This window comes from Nitrosovibrio sp. Nv17 (assembly GCF_900119085.1).
Lineage (GTDB): Bacteria > Pseudomonadota > Gammaproteobacteria > Burkholderiales > Nitrosomonadaceae > Nitrosospira.
Genome location: NZ_FPIQ01000031.1, coordinates 1 through 17790, shown reverse-complemented (window position 1 = coordinate 17790; position 17790 = coordinate 1). Strand labels below are relative to the sequence as shown.

Here is a 17790-nt window from a genome sequence, read left to right as displayed (position 1 = left end):
TAGCTCTGTGGCTCCCACATCGATACCAGCAGCAACGGGAACAGCAATCTGTGCAGGTGTTCCGGGTTCAGTCGTTTGAAGTGTCATGATGAATCCTCGAATGAAGTCGCGATACAATGTCACGGGTTCTCCGACCCTGCACACGCGCCTACCATCCTTGTGTATACAGGCTCAAAGCCTCGGATACTCCACGGTATTGGCGAATAGGGCGGGGAGCCAATCTACATCACAAGCTCAGACCTTAAAAAACCTGTCTTCAGGATGGGACGGCTTCCCCAGTGAAGCATCATCTTACTTGCATCACAAACAAAATCTGAATATCTCTGATCATACAAGGATGGGTGGAGCGCAGCGTAACCCATCATTTCGAGCAGCAACCCACCTGCTCATCGTTTCACAGGCGCGGCACATGACGCTTTCCCTCCCAATCTTCTACGCCCGTACGGCGCCAGATAGTCAAAAAAGTAAAGATGCAATACCGATCCGGACAAGTCTCATGTCGATGGAACATGCGGTAACTTGGGATACAAAAATTCAACCATCCATTTTATCGGAGCCTGAACGAGCCGACAGGTACTGGAGCTGGTCACTCTTCCGCTCGATATTTCCCCTCGCCCTTTATGCCAGGCGACGGCAAAGATGCATTGCTCTGACAACCCTGGCTAAGAATGAATCGGGAAAGGCGGTGCCTGCCGCGATGAGCCTATTCATTGAAAAGTATCCTCATCTACCGTCGAGCAGACAAGAAGCAGTGTTCATATGGTTCATCAGTTCAGCTCCAAAAGGCGTGCTGGCGAATCTCGGAGTAAAGACAACCCCCTCACTGGGAAGAATACTGATAGATAACGCCCTGGTCGCAAGCATGAATATGGGTCTGGAAGGCCGTATCGGACTCCATTGCGCCAAAACGGGTGGAGACAGACTACAAAAGTTTTATCTGAATCATTGCAAACTAAACCATCTACCTAAAGGCACGCCCACCTCTTTAGGGTATGCAAGCGATGGAAGATTCTTCTATACTGACGAAAATCTCGCTGATCTTCTGTTGCAAGAGTTGGCTCCGTTCCGTTAATCCTGGCTTTAAGGTGATGCAAGAAATGACGACCAGGTTCACTTCCGAATTTCTGGCAGTCGGTGTCGAAGCCAAAAACACCTCGTCAGTGGAATCCTTTGATACATCGGTGGAATTCTTTGATGAAGTAACCGAGGCAATCCTTGATCTTGCCGAAAAGAACGAAGTCGATATTCTGAAGCTTGCATCGGAAGGCCGATTGAAAGAGGTATTTCCATACAAAATGCGAGTAAGCCACACCCCAGAATTGGAATCATGGGATGAGGTTGTCGAGGCGCCCAATCGCCCGCTTACAGACGACGAATACAAACGATTCTTGCGAAGACGACCCGTCAAGTTTTGATGGGTTACGCGTTGCTCCACCCATCCTACGGATGTGGCATGGGTTTGATGGGTTACGCTTACGCTCCACCCATCCTACACGCCTACGCGCCTACTCTCCCCGCCCGATCACCTCGGCCGAGATGAAGGTGGGCTTCAGCTTCTTCATCGCGTCGGCGGTGCGCGCGGCGTCCGACAGGTTCTGCGACAGGGCCGCGGTCGCCTTGGACACGTCATCCCCCTGCGAGGTCGCACCCGAGGTGACGGCGCTCACCGCGCTGGCGTCGGCGACCGGGGTACCAGTGGAGGTTCCGCTCACGCTGATGTTGTCGGCCCCCAGCACCACTTGGGCGGCAATGTTGAGATTGCGGGCGCGGATGCCGGCGTCCCCGGCGTCCACCGTGCCCTTGGGCGCGACCAGGTCGATGTCGCCCGCCTCCAAGCCCCCGGTGGAAAGCGCGCCGATGCCGCTGCCGGAGGCAGCGCCCTGCAATTCCTGGGTCACATTGCCCTGCGCATCCACCTTGACAAGCGGCGGCGGCACCGCGACCGCGGTCTTCTTGCCCTTGCCGGCGTCGATGTCGCCCTCGCTGGACCACAACAGCACGTCGCCGCCCCCCAGCGTCAGGATACGCGACTGGTTGACGAGGATGTCGCCGCGGGAAAACCCACGCACGCTGCCGTCCGCCACCGCCACCATGCCCAGGACGTCGTTGCCGGTGTCCACCAGCACCGCCGGCGTATTGGCGAGGCCGACGATCACGTCACCCCCCGGCGCCATGAACTCGATATGGCCGCCCCGTTCCGTCTTGATGCGGCTGGCGAACAGGTTGATGTCCCCCTGGTAGTGCTTGAAACCGCCCGTCTCGTCCTGTTCGCCGATGCCGGGGAACAACAGTTCCAGCGCCGCGTAACCGCGCCCGAAGTCCCCCGCGTAGGGGCTGTCCGGCACGTTGGAGTCGCGCCCGCTGACCAGCAGCGCGGTGTATGCCCACTCCCGCACCTTGCCGCGCAGGGCGTCGGCCTCCAGCGCGCGCACCGCCCGGGCCGCCGCCAGCGCGTCGCCGCCCGCCAGGTCGTCCTTCCCTGTCAGCCAGCGCGCCTGCCACAGCAGGGCGTCGTCGACGTCATCCCCCGCCTGCTCCAGCGCGGCGATCAGCCGGTCCACCGCGCCGGCATAGTCGAGCCCCTGCGGCCCCACTCCTGCCGCCACGTCGATATCGACTCCGCCCGTGGGCAGCTGTGCATTGTCGAGGTCGCCGCGGCTGACGATGCCCGCCGAGGTGCCCAGGTCCAGATTGCGCCCCGCCGTCACCTCCAACCGTCCCAGGCCGCCCACCCAGATCCGGGCGGGATCGGATCGGCCGCCTCCGGTGGTGAACACCACGTCCCGGCCCGCCACCACCTGGCTGAGATCGCCGGCATTGGCGTGCTGCGCCAGTATGCCCAGGTCGCTCACGTCTCGGCCGGCACGCACCCGCACCGCCTTGGACAGATCCAGGGAAAGCTGGTTGAAATTGCCCCGGACGTCTCCGGCGATGGCATAGACGCGCGCCGGCCAAGGGTCGCCTGTGTGCACGGGAACCGGCGCATGAAGAAATGGCCTCGACGCGACCGTTGCCGCAGGACGTGGAAGGTCGTCGGTATTGAAGCCGGGGTGCACCGCATCAGCCATTCGGGCCGGGTCCCTGTCGCTCATCACCAGACGGGCGAGCACGTTGACGGAGCCCGCCGCCAGCAGCGCGAGATCTCCGCGGGTGGCCGGGCTCATGGCCAGCGGATTACCGGTGAGCATGACATCCCCCTGGAACGCCGTCATCGCCAGGCTGGGCGGCAGTATGGACAACAGTTCCCTAAAATTATAGACACTTGTCGCCAAACCGAAGTTCAGCGGCGCCCTGCTGTAAGCAGTGGATAATATGTCAACGGCATTAGAGAGGGCCGCCGTCCCATTCAAGCTCTGCATTTGCACGCCGCTGTCCGGGCTGTAGGTGGAAAATAGACTCCAGCGGAGATCCCTGATCCCTCCATTGGCACCGGTACCAAGATTGAAGGAATTTCCCGAACCGGTGGATTGAATCACCAAGTGCGGGTTCAGCACGCTCTGGATATTGACGTCACCGTGCGCCTGCACCCTGGCCTGCGCGTCGCCCAGCGCCAGGATGGTGTACAGCGGGCGGCCCCCCACCGTCTGCCCGCTATCCACCTTGCCGCCCGCCTGCAGCACCAGTTCGCCATGGCCGACGTAGTACTGCCCCCCGAGCAGGTCGCCACCGGTCCGCACGCGCACGTCGCCGCCACCGGTCTGTACCAACTGGCCAGCATCGGGAGCCGCAGCCGCCATGCGCGCCTGGGTGGGTACGCTGGCGGAAACGTTTTCCACCTTGCCGCCGGCGGTCAGCGTGACGTCGCCACCGCCGAGCGCACCGATGCCCTGCTGGAACTGGTCGAAGCGCACCCACCAGGCGGGCTGAGTGGTGTACGCGCCGGTGGAAGCATCCAATTTACCCTGTCGGAACAGCCAGTTGGAATAGAGCTGCGTTGAGGGCGACCCGACGATGTCGCCCGCCGCCTTGAGGCTGACGTCGCCGCCGCCCTGGCTGAACTGGGCGTTGGCCGGCACAGTAAAGCCGGCCACGACGTCGGCCGCCCGCCCGGCGGTGTAGATGACCGCCTGGTTGTTTGCCAAGCGGATGTCGCCCCCCGCCACGATGCGGATGTCGCCAGTGCCGGTGCGCACCAGCTTGCCCGCCGCCAGCGTGACATCGCCCGCGCCCGGCCTCACCGCTAGCGGGTCGGCCGCGTCCACGTCGGCCCCGGCCACCAGCCGGTAGCCCCAGGAGTCCCCCGCCAGCAGCGTGGCCGGCGTAATGGTGCCGCTGCTGCACGACGCACTGCTGCACGGCGTGGCGACATTGAAGCCGTCCGACAGGTTGCCGTTCAGGTTCAGGTTGCCCGCCACCCGCAGGGTTAGCATGCCCGGTTCCCCGCTGGCGCGGCTGGCGCCCAGGTTCCAGTCGCTACCAAGCGTCAGATCCCCCGACGCGCGCACCTCAATCCCAGGACGCACGTGAAAGGCCGCGTCTCCCACCCGACCCAGGCGCGACGCGATCGCCGCAGTGTGAGCGACGAAGTCATCGTTGTCGGCGTTCACTGTGCCCAGGCTCAGCGTCGTGCCGCTGCTCGCGCCGGCGGCGGTCAGCAGCGCGATGCCGTCGTAGACCCTGACCGCCTCGATCACCGTCGAATCGGCGCCATGGATGGCGCTGCCGAGGGCCTCCACCGCCACGTCGCTGCCAGCCCCGGCGCCGATGCGGGGCGCGCGCAACAACACCTCGCCCCCTTCCCCGACACTGCCGCCGCTCACGTCGATGCTGCTGCCCGCGGCGAGATTCAGCCGGCCCAACGTGGTGCCAAGCTCCACCTCGCCGCCTTTTTTGCCGTTGCCGGTGGCATAGGCGTCGAGCCGCGCACCCGGCAGCAGCGCGACGTCGTCGCGGGCGTCGAGGCGGATGCTGCCCCCCTGCTCGCCCGAAGCGTCGATATGCCCGGCCACGTCGAGCCGGCCGCCGTCCACCGCGATGCGCACCTGTTCGGCCTTGACCGTATCGCCGGCAGCCACGCTGACGTCTCCGCCGCGCACTCGCAGCGCCCGCGCCCCGTCGAACCCACCCTGGTTGAGCGCCGTGTTCAGGGCGGAAAAGTCCGCCAGCGTGTCCACGTCCAGGTCGAAGCGTCCACCCTCGCCACGTACGCCGTCCGCATCCGCGGCGGCCATCCCCCACAGGCTGCCGGCGGCGATGGCCACGCTGCCATGGGGCGTGCTTATCGTCACTTTGCCCGCATCGCCGCCCGCCGCCGCGGACACATCCACGCGCGCGCCGGATTGCAGCACTACGTCGCCATTGTCGCTCGCCAGTTCGACGGCACCGCCCGGCGAAGGCCGGCTCACGTCGAAGAAGGCCACCCCGCGCCCGGCCGCGTCCACTCGTGCGTTGGATCCCAGTACCAGATCGCCGACCGTCGCCGCGAGTGTGAGCTGACCCGAAGGCAGGACCGCCACGGTATCGAAGACCAGGTCCGCACCCGACAGCGCCCACTTCGCCCCCAGCGCCATCACAGGCATGAGCGTGCGCGTCGGCGCACGGCCCGTAACGGCGAACCCTCCGGCCGCTGTCAGGGTCTGGTCGGCAGCCTTCTCGCCGCTGATGCGCGCCACCTCCAAGGCCGCCGCGGCGGCGTCGATCGCGGTGTTGCCGCTACCGCGTCCCACCAGTTCATTGGCGGCCACTTCGACCCGGGAGAACCCGCCGATGGACTTGTCACCCTCGCCCAATACCAGCGTGTCCGCCTGCAGCGCCAGGGTACCGTCGCCCGCCGCTCCGCCGGGCACGAAGCCCGCCCCCGCGGGATTGGCGAGCGTCACGGTCTGCGCCCGCAGGGTCGCGGTGGCGCCGCTGTTGTCCAGCCCCGCCAGGCCCGCGCCCTGGAGAGTCAGGGCCTGGAGCGTGGGCCTGCCGTTCGCGTCGACGCCGCCCACGCGCACGTCGCCATACAGGTCGAAGGTGGAGTAGCTGGTCAGCGTCAGGCCGCCCAGGCTGTCCAATCCGTCCAGCTCGCTCTGGCTGAACGTCAGGCCTTCTGCCCCCGCCGGCGCGGCGCCGAAATTGACGCGGGTGGCGCCGATGGCCAGGTTTCCGGCGACCGGGCCACCCTGGTCGTCGGCAAACAGAGGTGTCCCCGCAAAGGCATTCTGCCGGGTGGCGTCCAGAATGATCGTGTTCCCCGAACGGATGGTGCTGCCGGCTTCGCTCACCAGGGTTCCCAGGCTGCGGTCCGGACTGCCGCTACGCGCAAAACTGGCGGGAGCGGATCCGGCCAGCAGCAGCGCGCCATTGCCGGCGGTTTCATAGCGATTGACGCCCGCATCTTCACCGCCCATGCCGCCCTGGGTCTCGATGGCGCTGCCGGCCGCGAGCGTCAGGATATCCTTCGCCGCCAGGATGATTTCCCCGCTCTTAAGGACGTGCGCGGCGTCGTTGGCCAAGGTCACCTCATCCGCCGTCACTGTCAACCGGGACGGATCGCCGCGGTTGCTGCCGGGGTTGCGGGTACCGCCCAGGAACAGGCTCTCTGCACCCATGGCGTCGAGCGTGTCGGCCGAGATGTAGGTGGTCGACGGATCGCCGCCGGGCGCGGGAGAAGCGCCGCCGGTGACCACGATGCGGGGCGCGCTGAGGTCCACCGCCGCGCCGCGGCCGCCTTCGGCCGCGGCCAACCGGAACAGCGCATCCAGCTTCAGCCCCTGCGCGGTATCGATGGAAAGCAGGCCCGCATCCTGCGGGCGGCTCTGGCTCGCGGCAAAGAAGTCCGAGGCGCGGGTGAGCGTGATTTCGGAACGCTGCAGCACTTGGTCGCGGGTGAGCACCTCGAAGCCGCTCCACAGGGCATCGCGCGGACCGCCGGCTGAGTGGCGGCTGTCGGTGAGGTAGCCCGGTACCACCTGGATGCCGTCCTGCCTGCCGTAGGCCTGGCCCGGCAGCAGGTTGGAGACGCCCGCGTTCAGCCGTACCGCGTAGGCGCCCGGCAGCAGCGCATAGTGCGCCGGCAGCAGGGTGTAGGTGCCCGCCGGCAGGCCGGGCAGGCCGGAAAGGTAGACGGCGTCCCCCGGCGCACGGACGAAGCCGGCGCTCTCCTGCCTGTCCCCTGGCGCGAATGCGCTGGCGTAGCCGGGCAGGACGGCGTAGATGTCCGGCTCGTCCAGGATGTCGTGCGATCCACCCGGCCCCACGCTGAACTCGTAAGCCTGGAGGTCGCCGCCACCGGCGAGATCGAAGGTCGCGCCCGCCTGCATGTCGATGTTGGGCGCCTGGGTGCGGATGGATTTTCCGGGCAGTGCCGGCAATGGGGGGAGAATGGATGAGTCGGGCTCGTAGGTCCAGCTGCGGCCGTTCACCGTGATACCGAACGGGATCAGGCTGCCGGACGCGGCGGCGATGGAGGTCAGGCTGCCGGGCGCGAACGTCAGGGTATCGTCGGCGTTGAAGGCCAGTTGGCCGAACGGCGCCCATATGTGCCCGCCCTGCACGATGTTCGCGGCATTCACGGCGAGGCTGCCGAGGGCGGACAGCGGCTGCAGAGGCGGACGGACGGCATCGCCAAAGAAGGCCACCGTGCGCCCCGGCGCCTGGATGGTGAACTGGCTGTAGGTGGTGGGGGCGATCACCGCGCCGCCGATCTCGAGGTCGGCGGCGCTCGTGAGCGTGCCCACCGGACGCGGCGAACTGACGCCTCTCATCCCCGCCAGCCGCACCTCCTCGGCCCCCTTCAGTTCGGCGCGCGCCAAGCCGCCCAGTGTGAGGTTGCCCGCCAGTTCCAGCAGCCGCGCCTCCACCTCGAGCGTGCCGCTGCCCGCGGCCGGAGTAATGACTACCCCCGCACGATCGAAGTCATAATTGCCCAGACGCACGGTTTCCGCCCGCAAGGCGGCGGCGCCCCCGGCCATTTCGATGCGCGGCGCGTCCAGCGTCACTTCCTGCAGGGGCAGCGCCCGGCCGGCGCCCAGATTCAGGCCGTCTGCCAGCTCGATGACATCCCAACTCTTGAGCGCGATACGGTCAAAGCCCGCCGCTTCCAGCGAAGCGGCACCCAGCCGGGCCTGGCCGTTCAGCCTGGCGGGGATGGCGGCGCCTGGCACCAAGCCGCCGGCCTGCGGTGCCGCGGTGGACGCCAGACTCAATATGCGTTCTCCGGTGGGGTATCCTAAAAATGGACTCGGAATGAGGTTACCCAGCGCCAGATCGAATACCCCACCGCGATTCGAGGCCCCGCCCGCCTGCGCCCATAAAACCCCATCCAGCATGACCCCTTCGCGCGCGCTGATCTCGAGCGAGCCAGCGTCACTGCCCACCCACTGCCCCAGGCCGCCGGCTTGGTTGAGGATGTCCAGGCGTACCGGCGCGGCGCCCGACACATCGACGCGGGAGCCTTCCTCGGCGATGACGTAGCCGTAGCGCGCATCCAGCGTGACGCTGCCGCCGTCCAGTACCTCGCCCTGGGTCAGGCGCTGGCTGTCGAGGTAGGTAAGCGCCACGCCGGAGACGTCGAGCACCGCCTTCTTGCCCAGCCATATGCTGTTGCCAGCATTGAAATTTATATTCTCGTCATGATCCAGCGTGGCGGTGACGCGCCCGCCGGGCGCGTGGATGCTGCCCTGTATCTCCAGCAGGTGCTTCGCCGCCAGGGTCACGCGGGCGCGGGGATCGGCCTCGATGCTCGCCCCAGCGCCGATCAGCAGGTCGCCGGTGCCGTCGCTATCTGCGATGCTCTCCGCAGCCAAATGCAGATTCACCGGCGCACGCACCAGGTCGTCCAGCCTGACTTGGCGGGTGAAGTCCTCCACCCGGCTGCCGCTGGGGCGCAGGGTGTAGCCGGGCTGCAATTCCAGGCTGAGGAGGGTGGGCCGGACCTGCACGCCCTCGGACAGGATAAGGCGCTCGCGCCCGGTCAGAAGGATGTCGGCGAATCCGCCCTGCTGGAAGAATTCCGCCGCCAGATTCACCGAGCCGGGGGTGACGTCCGGCGCGCCGCCGATCTGGATGCGGCGGCTGGAAACCGCCAGCGTGCCACCACCGCCGATGCCGTAGCCGCGCAAATTGCCGTCGATACCTGTCACCGCATTGCCCGAGAGGCTGATCTCGCCGCCATCCCCGGCGATAACCTTGCCGCGGCCGTCGGCCCTGAGCCGGCCGCCGCCAGTGACGTCCAGCAGGGTGTCCGACCCCAGGGCAAGCCCATCCTGCGCCGATAGCGCGATCCGACCACCGTCCACCCGCGCGACGTCGGCCGAGTCCGCCGCCACGCCGGGCAGTTCGTTCACCCAGGCTCCCCTCGCGGACAATGTCACGCCATCGGCCACCATCAGGTTCAGCGGATCGGACGTGAGATTGATATCGTTTCGCTGCGCGGCGAGCACGATCGAGCCGGCGGGCGCGTCGATATCGGCGCCCACAAACAGGCCCTGCGCCGTGATGCGCACGCTGCCGCCCTGCGGCGCGCGCAGCGCCTCGCGCACCGCGGCCGCCTGATTGCTGAAGACGCCCAGGTGAGCGACCTTGTCCTTGCCCAGCAGCGCCGGGTCCAGCGTCAGGGTCTCGTGCAGATCCTGGGACAGTGCATCGCCGAACTTGAAGCCCGCCGGCAGGATGGGACCGCCGCTGCTCAGCTCAACCGCCTGGTTCAGCTTGAAATCGATACTGGTACCACTCAGGGCATTCACCGCAGGATCGTTGCCCACCGTCAGGCGGGCGCCGTCAGGCATGATCCCCAAGTCGCGCTGCACTTCGCCTACCGTGGTACGGCCCTGCACGTCGCCCTGCATCACCGCCGCGCGCAGCGCGATGACCTCCAGTGCGCCCGCGTCCTTGCCTTCGGTATAGCCAGGGTCATGATTGTAGCTCTGGCCCAGGTCGATCACCTCCTTCACGTTCCAGCGGCCGTAGTCCTGCACGTAGCGGGTCGCGACGCCGTCGTAACGCACATCGGCGCGCGCATTGGCGATGTCGGTCACCACACCGCGGGACATGACCAGGGTGATGGGAACGATAGCCGGGGTGTAGCGGAGGCTGCCGCCGGACAGATCGATGACCGCCCCAGATTCGATGATGGCCTCGCCCTGGGAGCTCACATGCACCGTGCCGCCCTGGGTGGAGCGCTCGGCCACGGTGCGCTCCAGGCGCGCCTGGTAGGATTGCAGGCTGTCCTTGGCGATGAGGGTGGGCTTGCCGGCGTCGGCGTTAGCCAGGGCGCGATTGACGTCGACGAAGACCTTCTGGCTACGCAGCGGCCCGTCGCGGTTGACCGGCGAATCCTTCAGCTCGTCCCCGCGCAACTCGACCTCCATGCTGTTGCGCGCGGCGGATACCGCCACGTGCTCCAATCCCGCCACGCTGATGCGCGCGCCGCTGGCGATATGGATGCGGGCAGCGTTGGAGACGGCCGCGCCAGCGGCCTTCATGACCGGATCCGCGATCGAGTCCTGGTTGAACAATACGCTGGGGTTGTCCCGGGCGAAAAAACTCACCTCACCCGCGGGCGCGTCGATCACCGCCCCACCCTCCATGCGCACGTCCTGCCCCACCACCCTCACCTGGGAGGGCAGCACCAGGCCGGGGCCAGTCAGCCCGTCGAGCACGCCGGCGGGGTCGGCCACGTCCGGCAGCACCTGCGTGAGGCTGCCGGCGCCGAGCACCACGCGACCACCACGCGTCGAGTGGTCCTGCGCGTCGGCGCGGTCCTTCGCCAGCAGGTAGACCGAACCGTTGGCGATCACCGAGGTGGTGGCGCGCGCGATGCCCTGCTGGTTGACCGCGTAGCCCACCATGGTGATGTTGCCGCGCGGCGTGCTCAGCTCACCCAGGTTGGTGACGTGGCCCAGCTTGTCCAGGGCGGCATCCTTCAACGCCACCGTCTGGCCGTCCAGCTTGCCGTCCCTGACATCGGCATTGGCGGTGTCGAAATCGGCGAGGCCGGCGGGGCTATCCACTTCCACCAGCAGGCCGCGCACGTTGGCATCAGCCGTCGAGGCCGCCGCCGAGCGCAGGAACACCTTGGCACCCGCCGCCGCAATCACTTGCCCGTCGGGCGCCGTCACCGTGCCCTGGTTGACCACCGTGGGCGCGATCAGCATCACCCGGCCCTGGCTGCTCGCCGTGATGCGCGCGCCCTCCAGCACCTTGACGAAGCCGCCCGAACCCGCGAACTGGGGAACCGTCTTCTGGGAAGTGAGGAATGCATCGAGGATGAAGCTGTCGGCAATATTCAGACTGCTGGCGGTGAAACTGCCGAGATCGACCTGGGCGGAGCCCGTGAAGGCGATGCCGTTGGTGTTCACCAGAATGATGTTGGCATTCTGGCCGGTGGCCTGGCCGATGATGCCGGCGATCACGCTGGGATCCTGGTCCCAGACGCGGTTGAGCGTGGTGAAGTTCGCCCCCTGCACCAGGTTTTCGGTGGCGAGGTTTTCCACCTGCCGAAACTGCACCGAGTGGCCGGGGCTAACGTTGAAACTCTCCCAGTTGAGGATGGCCTTATCGCCCACCTGGTTGACGACGGCCTGGTGGCCCTGGGCGTGGTAGTTCGCCTCGCCGGCGCCGACGAAGCCGGACACGCCTGCGCCACAGCCGTCCGCGCAGGGCACCGGCAGCTCCGCCCGCGCGGGCATGGCCAGCAATGCCGCCATTAACAGCAGCGCCGTTCCACCCGTCGCCTTGCCACGACTGCGCGCGACCTCGCCCGCGGGGATGCGCATGCTCAAAGGGATGCTGAAAACCAGTCGATAGCGTTTGCGATTCATCTTACCTTCGGCTCCTCTGATACCAATAATTACCACACCTCCCCTACCTGTAAGCATAGCCGACAAGTCCTTCACACGTTCATGGCTACGCTCATGCCACTTCAGCCATGGCTACCACACGAGAACCGACCCACCGCGGCCCGCTCGATCCTCGCTCACGAACAACGCGAATGGGACAGCCCCCGAAAGGGCTGTCCCACGCTATTGCGAGTATTACGATATCGGTATCGGCGGCATTGCACCGCCGTCAAGCAGAATAATTACTCGCCCTGGAACTGGCAGGAATTGCCGAAGCGCCCACCCCTGGAAGTGGGGCCGCTGGCGCCAGCTGCCGGGGTAGCAAAGATACCTTTCAGATCGGTCTCACCCAGGGTAGTCGTGACAGCCGCGATCAGCTCAGCGCCTTCAGGACTTGCTGAGCTCACACCGGCGGCGGTGAACGCCACCAACTCGTACCAGAAGTCGTAGCTGCCATCCAACGCCTCGGCGCGCTGCTGCGCATCGGGATTGGGTGAAACCCGATTCAGCTTGACGAAGGCCCAGCGGTCGTTCGCGCCCGCGCCTGCTGGGGTGTTCTCCGCGGACACCACACCCACGGCAAATTCCCCTGCCTGCGACGCCGCATCCAGCTTGGTTTTCACGCCACCGGTGCTGGGCCACTCGGTGATCTTTACGACTGCCGTGCTGTTATCCCCCTCCGACGACGGAGTAGTACCCGAAATCAGACCACGGGCGGGATCCTGCGCACCTTGGGACACCCCGGTGGCGCAAGGCTTGCCAAGGAAACGGGCATTGGAGGCCGACTGGGTGCCGGACGTGGGAACGCGGCGCACCAAGTGGAGCTTGCTGTTCGGCATGCCTGTATCGGTGTTGTTATCAAAGAAGTTGACGGTCACACCGTTGATCGAATCCCGACCGACAATCGCGGTATAGCGCTGTGCCGGCAGGTTAGGCTGGCAGGCCAGGGTGAGATTGGGGGCCGACGCTGACCCACTGTCGCAACTCCCGGAGAGGTACCCGGCTTTGATGTCGTTCCTCTGCAACCGGTAGTACAGCGGATAGCTCACCGCCACACCGAAGGCTTGGCCGATGTTGGTCGCCAACTCGGTTCCGATCGCGCTCAAATCCGTGTTGATTGCCAGATTCTGCTTGTTGATCAGGTATTCGGTGTCGGAAAAACCGCCATCGGGATAGTCCTGCCCGGGAGTACCCACATTGCCGGAGCTGAAGTTCTTAGTGACCACGCTGCAGTTATTGTAGCGCCCGACAGTATCTAGAGGAGCGGGGAGATCGAAGACGGCCGCGCCGTTGGCGCACTTGCCGCCCGCACCCAGATCCTTCAGGTCCTCAACGCGCTGGAGGCTGGGCAACAGTTCGGGATTGGTATCACCAGCCATCTTCAGATGCGGAGAATAAGAATTGAAGGAGCCGTTTTCAACCGTGTGGTACACCACCACCTTCTTGTCTTCGAGCGAGCCCGCGTTGGCGCCCATGGTACAGGCGTAGGCGACGCGGTCACCACTGCTCTTGCCGGGTTCTTTGCCTGTGCCTTGCATGTACACGTGCGCGTCGTCGGGCTTCCCGTCGCTGTTGGCATCTTTGCACAGCGCCATCACGCTGCGGAATACGGCGTTACTGGGGGCGGATGCGCCCGACAGCCACACGTAGGTGGTGGGACCGGCGGCGATCTGCGCGGGGGTCAGGGCAAAGGCGGCCGGGGTGGTGCCCAATACGGCTACGGCCAAGGCGATTTTGCTCAGTTTCAGTTTCATCTCGATATCCTCTGGGTTGATAGAGAGTGGTACATGGAACCCTATTCCTGCCTCCCTTCCTTCAAACGAAGAAAGAAGGAAAAGGCGGCAGGCAACAACGGGGGAAAGCGGGTGGAACGGCTCAGGCGCCGGTGCGGCGGCGCACGATCGCGCCCAGCATGCCAAGCCCGGCCAGCAGCATGGCCCAGGTATCCGCCTCCGGGACGGGACTGGTGAAGGTCAGGACGCCGTCGGCGTTCAGGACGAACTTGCTGAACTCGTTACCGTTGATGCTACCGTTGCCATCCAGGTCGACCCCGAAAGGCGTCTTCCGGACTTGGGCGGCGTTGACCTGGTTGATTGTATCCAATAGCCAAAAATTCTGTTCGACGCCCAACGCCTTGGTGGTATCGGCAGTGGTCTTGGCTATCCAGTTGTCACCCTGCCCAAAACCATTTAGCGCACCGAAGTAGGTTTCGGTCGGGTCTGTCGGCAGAGAGGTGCTGGCGCCGTTTTCCGCGGTGCCGTGCGTGCCACGCTCGGCATTGGCCTCGAGATACAGATGGCCTATATTCTGAAACCCTCTCAGATTCTGATTCACCAGGCCCGGAAAAGTGGCCCCGGAAAACGTGGTCAGGTAGGTAGGCGTGGGCGCGGTCAGGTAGTCCAGCGCGATCACGTTGAATTCGATCTTGTTGATGTCGCCGCCAACGCCGGCGACGAAGCTCGTGACGGTGTTCCAGGCATCGGCATAGGCCCCTTGCGTCAGGTCCCAGCTCCGGTTGACGCCCGCCTGGCCATTCAGCGCGATGAAGTCGTTCATCCTGACGCCGAGATCGAACAAGCCGGAAATGTCATCGTCGCCATTGGTGGCGGAAGTGCCCCCGTAGTAGCGCACGTTGAGCAGCAGTTCGCCATTACCGGCATTACCGATTTCAATGGCGGCCAGGGCAGGCGCCGACGCCGCCATGATGGCGGCCACGGCCACTGCCTTGAGCTTGAGATTCATTTTCATGCTGGTATTCCCCTCTAGAAAAGAAAGATTTGAAATGTGCTGCGCCTGGTATTGATACATCCGATACGGCTTGCTCCGACCAGTCCAACAATCTCCGTTTCGATCGGACATTTGCCACTATAGACACCCATGGTTAAGCGGCCGTGAAACGCCGCTGCCTCCCCCGTAATCCTTCTTATCCATTTTTTGGATCGGCAGCGAGATTGAATCGATATGCGGTCTAACAGCGTAGTGCCCTTATGTGACTGGAAATCGACAGGATGAAACCGATTGTGTAGGCTATTTGAGCTATGCCTGCGAGGAGGGGTGATGGAGTGCCGTGGAAGACAAGGTGGTGGAGTGCACTGCGGGAGGGGACAGTGGGGAGATGATGGGTTGCGCGTTGCTCCACCCATCCTACGGGAGGGGTAGAGCATTCAACCGATGAATTCGTATGGTGGGTGAAGCAGAGCGCAACCCACCAAATTCATGAAATCAACGGGCCAAGGACGAAACGAAAAAAGATGATGGGTTGCGCGTTGCTCCATCCATCCTACGGAAGAAGCAGAGCATTCAACCGATGAATTCGTAGGGTGGGTGGAGCGAAGCGCAACCCACCAAATTCATAGTTTGATCGGCGTCACCACACCTGCCTCACCACGAAATGCACGCGCTTGTCGCCGGCGCGGGTGCGCCCGGCGTCCTCCAGCGCGACCGCCCAGCTGAACTCGGCCGACGTGCCGTGCCGGCCCTTCAGGCGCAGCCCGGCGCCGGTGCCCAGCAGGGTGTAGTGGTCGATCTGCCCCGGCAGCGGCTCCAGCACCCGCGCATGGCCCGCGTCGACGAAGGCGAGCAGGTGGAATTCGGTCAGCAGCGAGGTGAGATGCTTGGCATAGTTGGGCGTGAACACCTCCAGCCCGCCCGCGATGCTGTCGTCGGCCAGCGCGGCCACTTCGTAGTAGCCGCGCACGGTGCTGACGCCGCCCAGGATGGACTGCTCGTTGTTGATTAGCGGCTGCGCCGCCACCTGCCAGCTGGCGCGCCCATGCACTCCCCACCCCTGGGGGAAGGTCTCGGTGTGCGCCAGGTTGCCGCGCAGGTAGATGTAGTTGGAATGCCCCTTAAAGCGCTTGTTGGCGAACTCGGTCTCGCTCCCCACCAACCCGCGCACGTGGAAGTTGACGGACAGGCCGAGCTTGGTGGTTCGCCCCTCGCCGAGCCAGGTGCCATCCCAGCCGACGGTGAACGGCAGGTAGGTGATGGGCGTGTTGAAGCGCCCGCCTCCCTGGAGGTTGACCGTCTGGCCGAAGTCCTTGTAGTCCACGCCCAGGGTCGCGGTATGGAAGAAGCCCTGCCCCCCCGGCAACGGCAGGATGTAGCGGCCGCCCACGATCAGGCCGTTGCCCAGCACGTTGAGCGTGCCCACCGAGGCCACGTCGGAGGCGGAATAGACGCTGTAGAGGGCGAGGAACCCGCCCAGGATGCCGGGCATGGTGTAGTTGCCCGAGATGACCTTGCTCTCGTCCGGGTTCTCGGGCGTGATGAGGCCGGTCACGCCCAGGCTGTGCTGGCGGTGCCACAGGTTGTCCCAGCTCAGGCTGGCGCTGAGCCGCGTCAGGGTGGTGTTCGGAATCTGGCGGCTGTTCAGCTCGATGCTGCCGTGCAGGGGCAGTTGGTCCTTCACCTTGAGGTCGACCTCGACCGTGCCGGGCGTCTTGCCCGCGCGCAGGACCGGGGTGACGCCGCGGTCCGCGGTGCGGTTGAGGGTCGAGAGCTGCTGCTGCATGGTGGAAAAGTTGGGCACCTTGCCTTCCGCGAGCTCGGGCACCGCGGCCTTGATGTCGGCCGGGCTGAAGTAGCGCGCATCCACCACGCGCAGACGCTTCACCGCCGCCTCTGTCACGGCCAGGCGCACCACGCCGGCCTCGACCTTCTGCTGCGGGATGCTCACCAGCACCGTCAGGTAGCCCGCGTCGTGGTAGGCGCGCTCCAGCGCGTCGCGCGCCTGCTCCACCACCTGCAGCGACTTGTCCTCACCCAGGTAGGGGTACACCGCCTGCTCCACCGCGCCCGTGGGCAGCAGGGTCGTGCCCTGGACGCGGTACTCGAACACGTCGAAGCGCGCTTCTTCCGCTTCCTGGGGCTGGGACGCTTCCGCCTCCTGGGGTGCCACGTCCTGAGGCCCTGCTTCCGTTTCCTCGGACACCGTTTCCGCTTCCTGCGCATGGACCAAAGGCAGCCACAGGGCGGCGAGGCACATGAAACCACCTATCTGCCACCACCGGGCGACTCGATTCGTCATTGTTGTTGTTCGCGGCAATTGTCCATTCCAACGAAAATGGGACGGCTCCTGAAGAGCCGTCCCGGGGGGGCAGGTGGGTGACGTTGCATCACCCGGGGCGACGTTGCGTCACCCGACATCCAGCAGGTCTACTGGATATGGTGGCTAGCCATGACTGCTCCAAGCGGAGCGCAGGCTGAACGGAGTTACCGGCGCGATGGCCCTTGCCGATGCTGGGACCGGAGACTCCGGCCAGGGGAGTAACAAACAGGCCCGCAGATTGTCCATTTGGGGATTGCTCAGGTCTATCCCCATCCAGGTCCGCACGCCATATCGGGTTGCGCCATCGAACACTCGCCACTCTACGCAGCCATGGTTAAGTGCCGATGAAATCTCCCCACCATTTCGTAGTGCTTCCGCTCTAGGCTATAGAGTCAATGTGACGTGATATCGGTAAAAATCCGGCGGTTTCATAGCGCGTTCGGACTACGAAAAGGGAGGTGATGGGTTGCGCTACGGGAAAAGGTGGAAGCTATGATGACAGGTTGCTACGGGAACTGAAGAAAATGTAGGGTGGGTGAAGCGGAGCGCAACCCACCGAATCCATGGAATCGAGGGGTCAATAGGGGTTATTCCGATGACGGGTTGCTACGGGGATTTTTTACCGGTTTTGATGGGTTGCGCGTTGCTCCACCCATCCTTGTATGATCAGAGATATTCAGATTTTGTTTGTGATGCAAGTAAGATGATGCTTCACTGGGGAAGCCGTCCCATCCTGAAGACAGGTTTTTTAAGGTCTGAGCTTGTGATGTAGATTGGCTCCCCGCCCTATTCGCCAATACCGTGGAGTATCCGAGGCTTTGAGCCTGTATACACAAGGATGGTAGGCGCGTGTGCAGGGTCGGGGAACCCGTGACATTGTATCGCGACTTCATTCGAGGATTCATCATGACACTTCAAACGACTGAACCCGGAACACCTGCACAGATTGCTGTTCCCGTTGCTGCTGGTATCGAT

The 17790-nt window shown here is 64.7% G+C and carries 6 protein-coding genes; 2 read left to right on the top strand and 4 right to left on the bottom strand.

The window, feature by feature from the left end:
* Positions 1-409 precede the first annotated feature (409 nt).
* Both BT108_RS13645 and BT108_RS12650 read left to right on the top strand, forming a co-directional pair.
* Entirely contained in the window at positions 410-1072 is a 663-nt protein-coding gene (locus tag BT108_RS13645) for a hypothetical protein (protein WP_143142495.1), read from the top strand.
* Between the two features lie 25 nt (positions 1073-1097).
* Positions 1098-1415 (top strand): hypothetical protein, encoded by a 318-nt coding sequence (locus BT108_RS12650; RefSeq protein WP_143142494.1) that lies wholly within the window; start codon positions 1098-1100, stop codon positions 1413-1415.
* Positions 1416-1505: 90 nt separating this feature from the next.
* Here the strand turns inward: BT108_RS12650 and BT108_RS12645 are convergent, their stop codons facing one another.
* From BT108_RS12645 to BT108_RS12630, 4 genes are all read right to left on the bottom strand, one after another.
* Positions 1506-11747, bottom strand: a complete 10242-nt coding sequence (locus tag BT108_RS12645) for a filamentous haemagglutinin family protein (RefSeq protein WP_072294930.1) — start codon at positions 11745-11747, stop codon at positions 1506-1508.
* A 260-nt stretch (positions 11748-12007) separates the two neighbouring features.
* Complete coding sequence (locus tag BT108_RS12640) at positions 12008-13519, bottom strand: hypothetical protein (RefSeq protein ID WP_072294929.1); 1512 nt, start codon at positions 13517-13519, stop codon at positions 12008-12010.
* Between the two features lie 121 nt (positions 13520-13640).
* A complete protein-coding gene (locus BT108_RS12635) occupies positions 13641-14513 on the bottom strand; it encodes a PEP-CTERM sorting domain-containing protein (protein WP_072294928.1) in 873 nt (290 codons plus the stop codon).
* Positions 14514-15132: 619 nt separating this feature from the next.
* Positions 15133-16794: a ShlB/FhaC/HecB family hemolysin secretion/activation protein gene (locus BT108_RS12630; RefSeq protein ID WP_072294927.1), complete on the bottom strand. Its 1662-nt coding sequence runs from the start codon at positions 16792-16794 to the stop codon at positions 15133-15135.
* Positions 16795-17790: the final 996 nt, after the last annotated feature.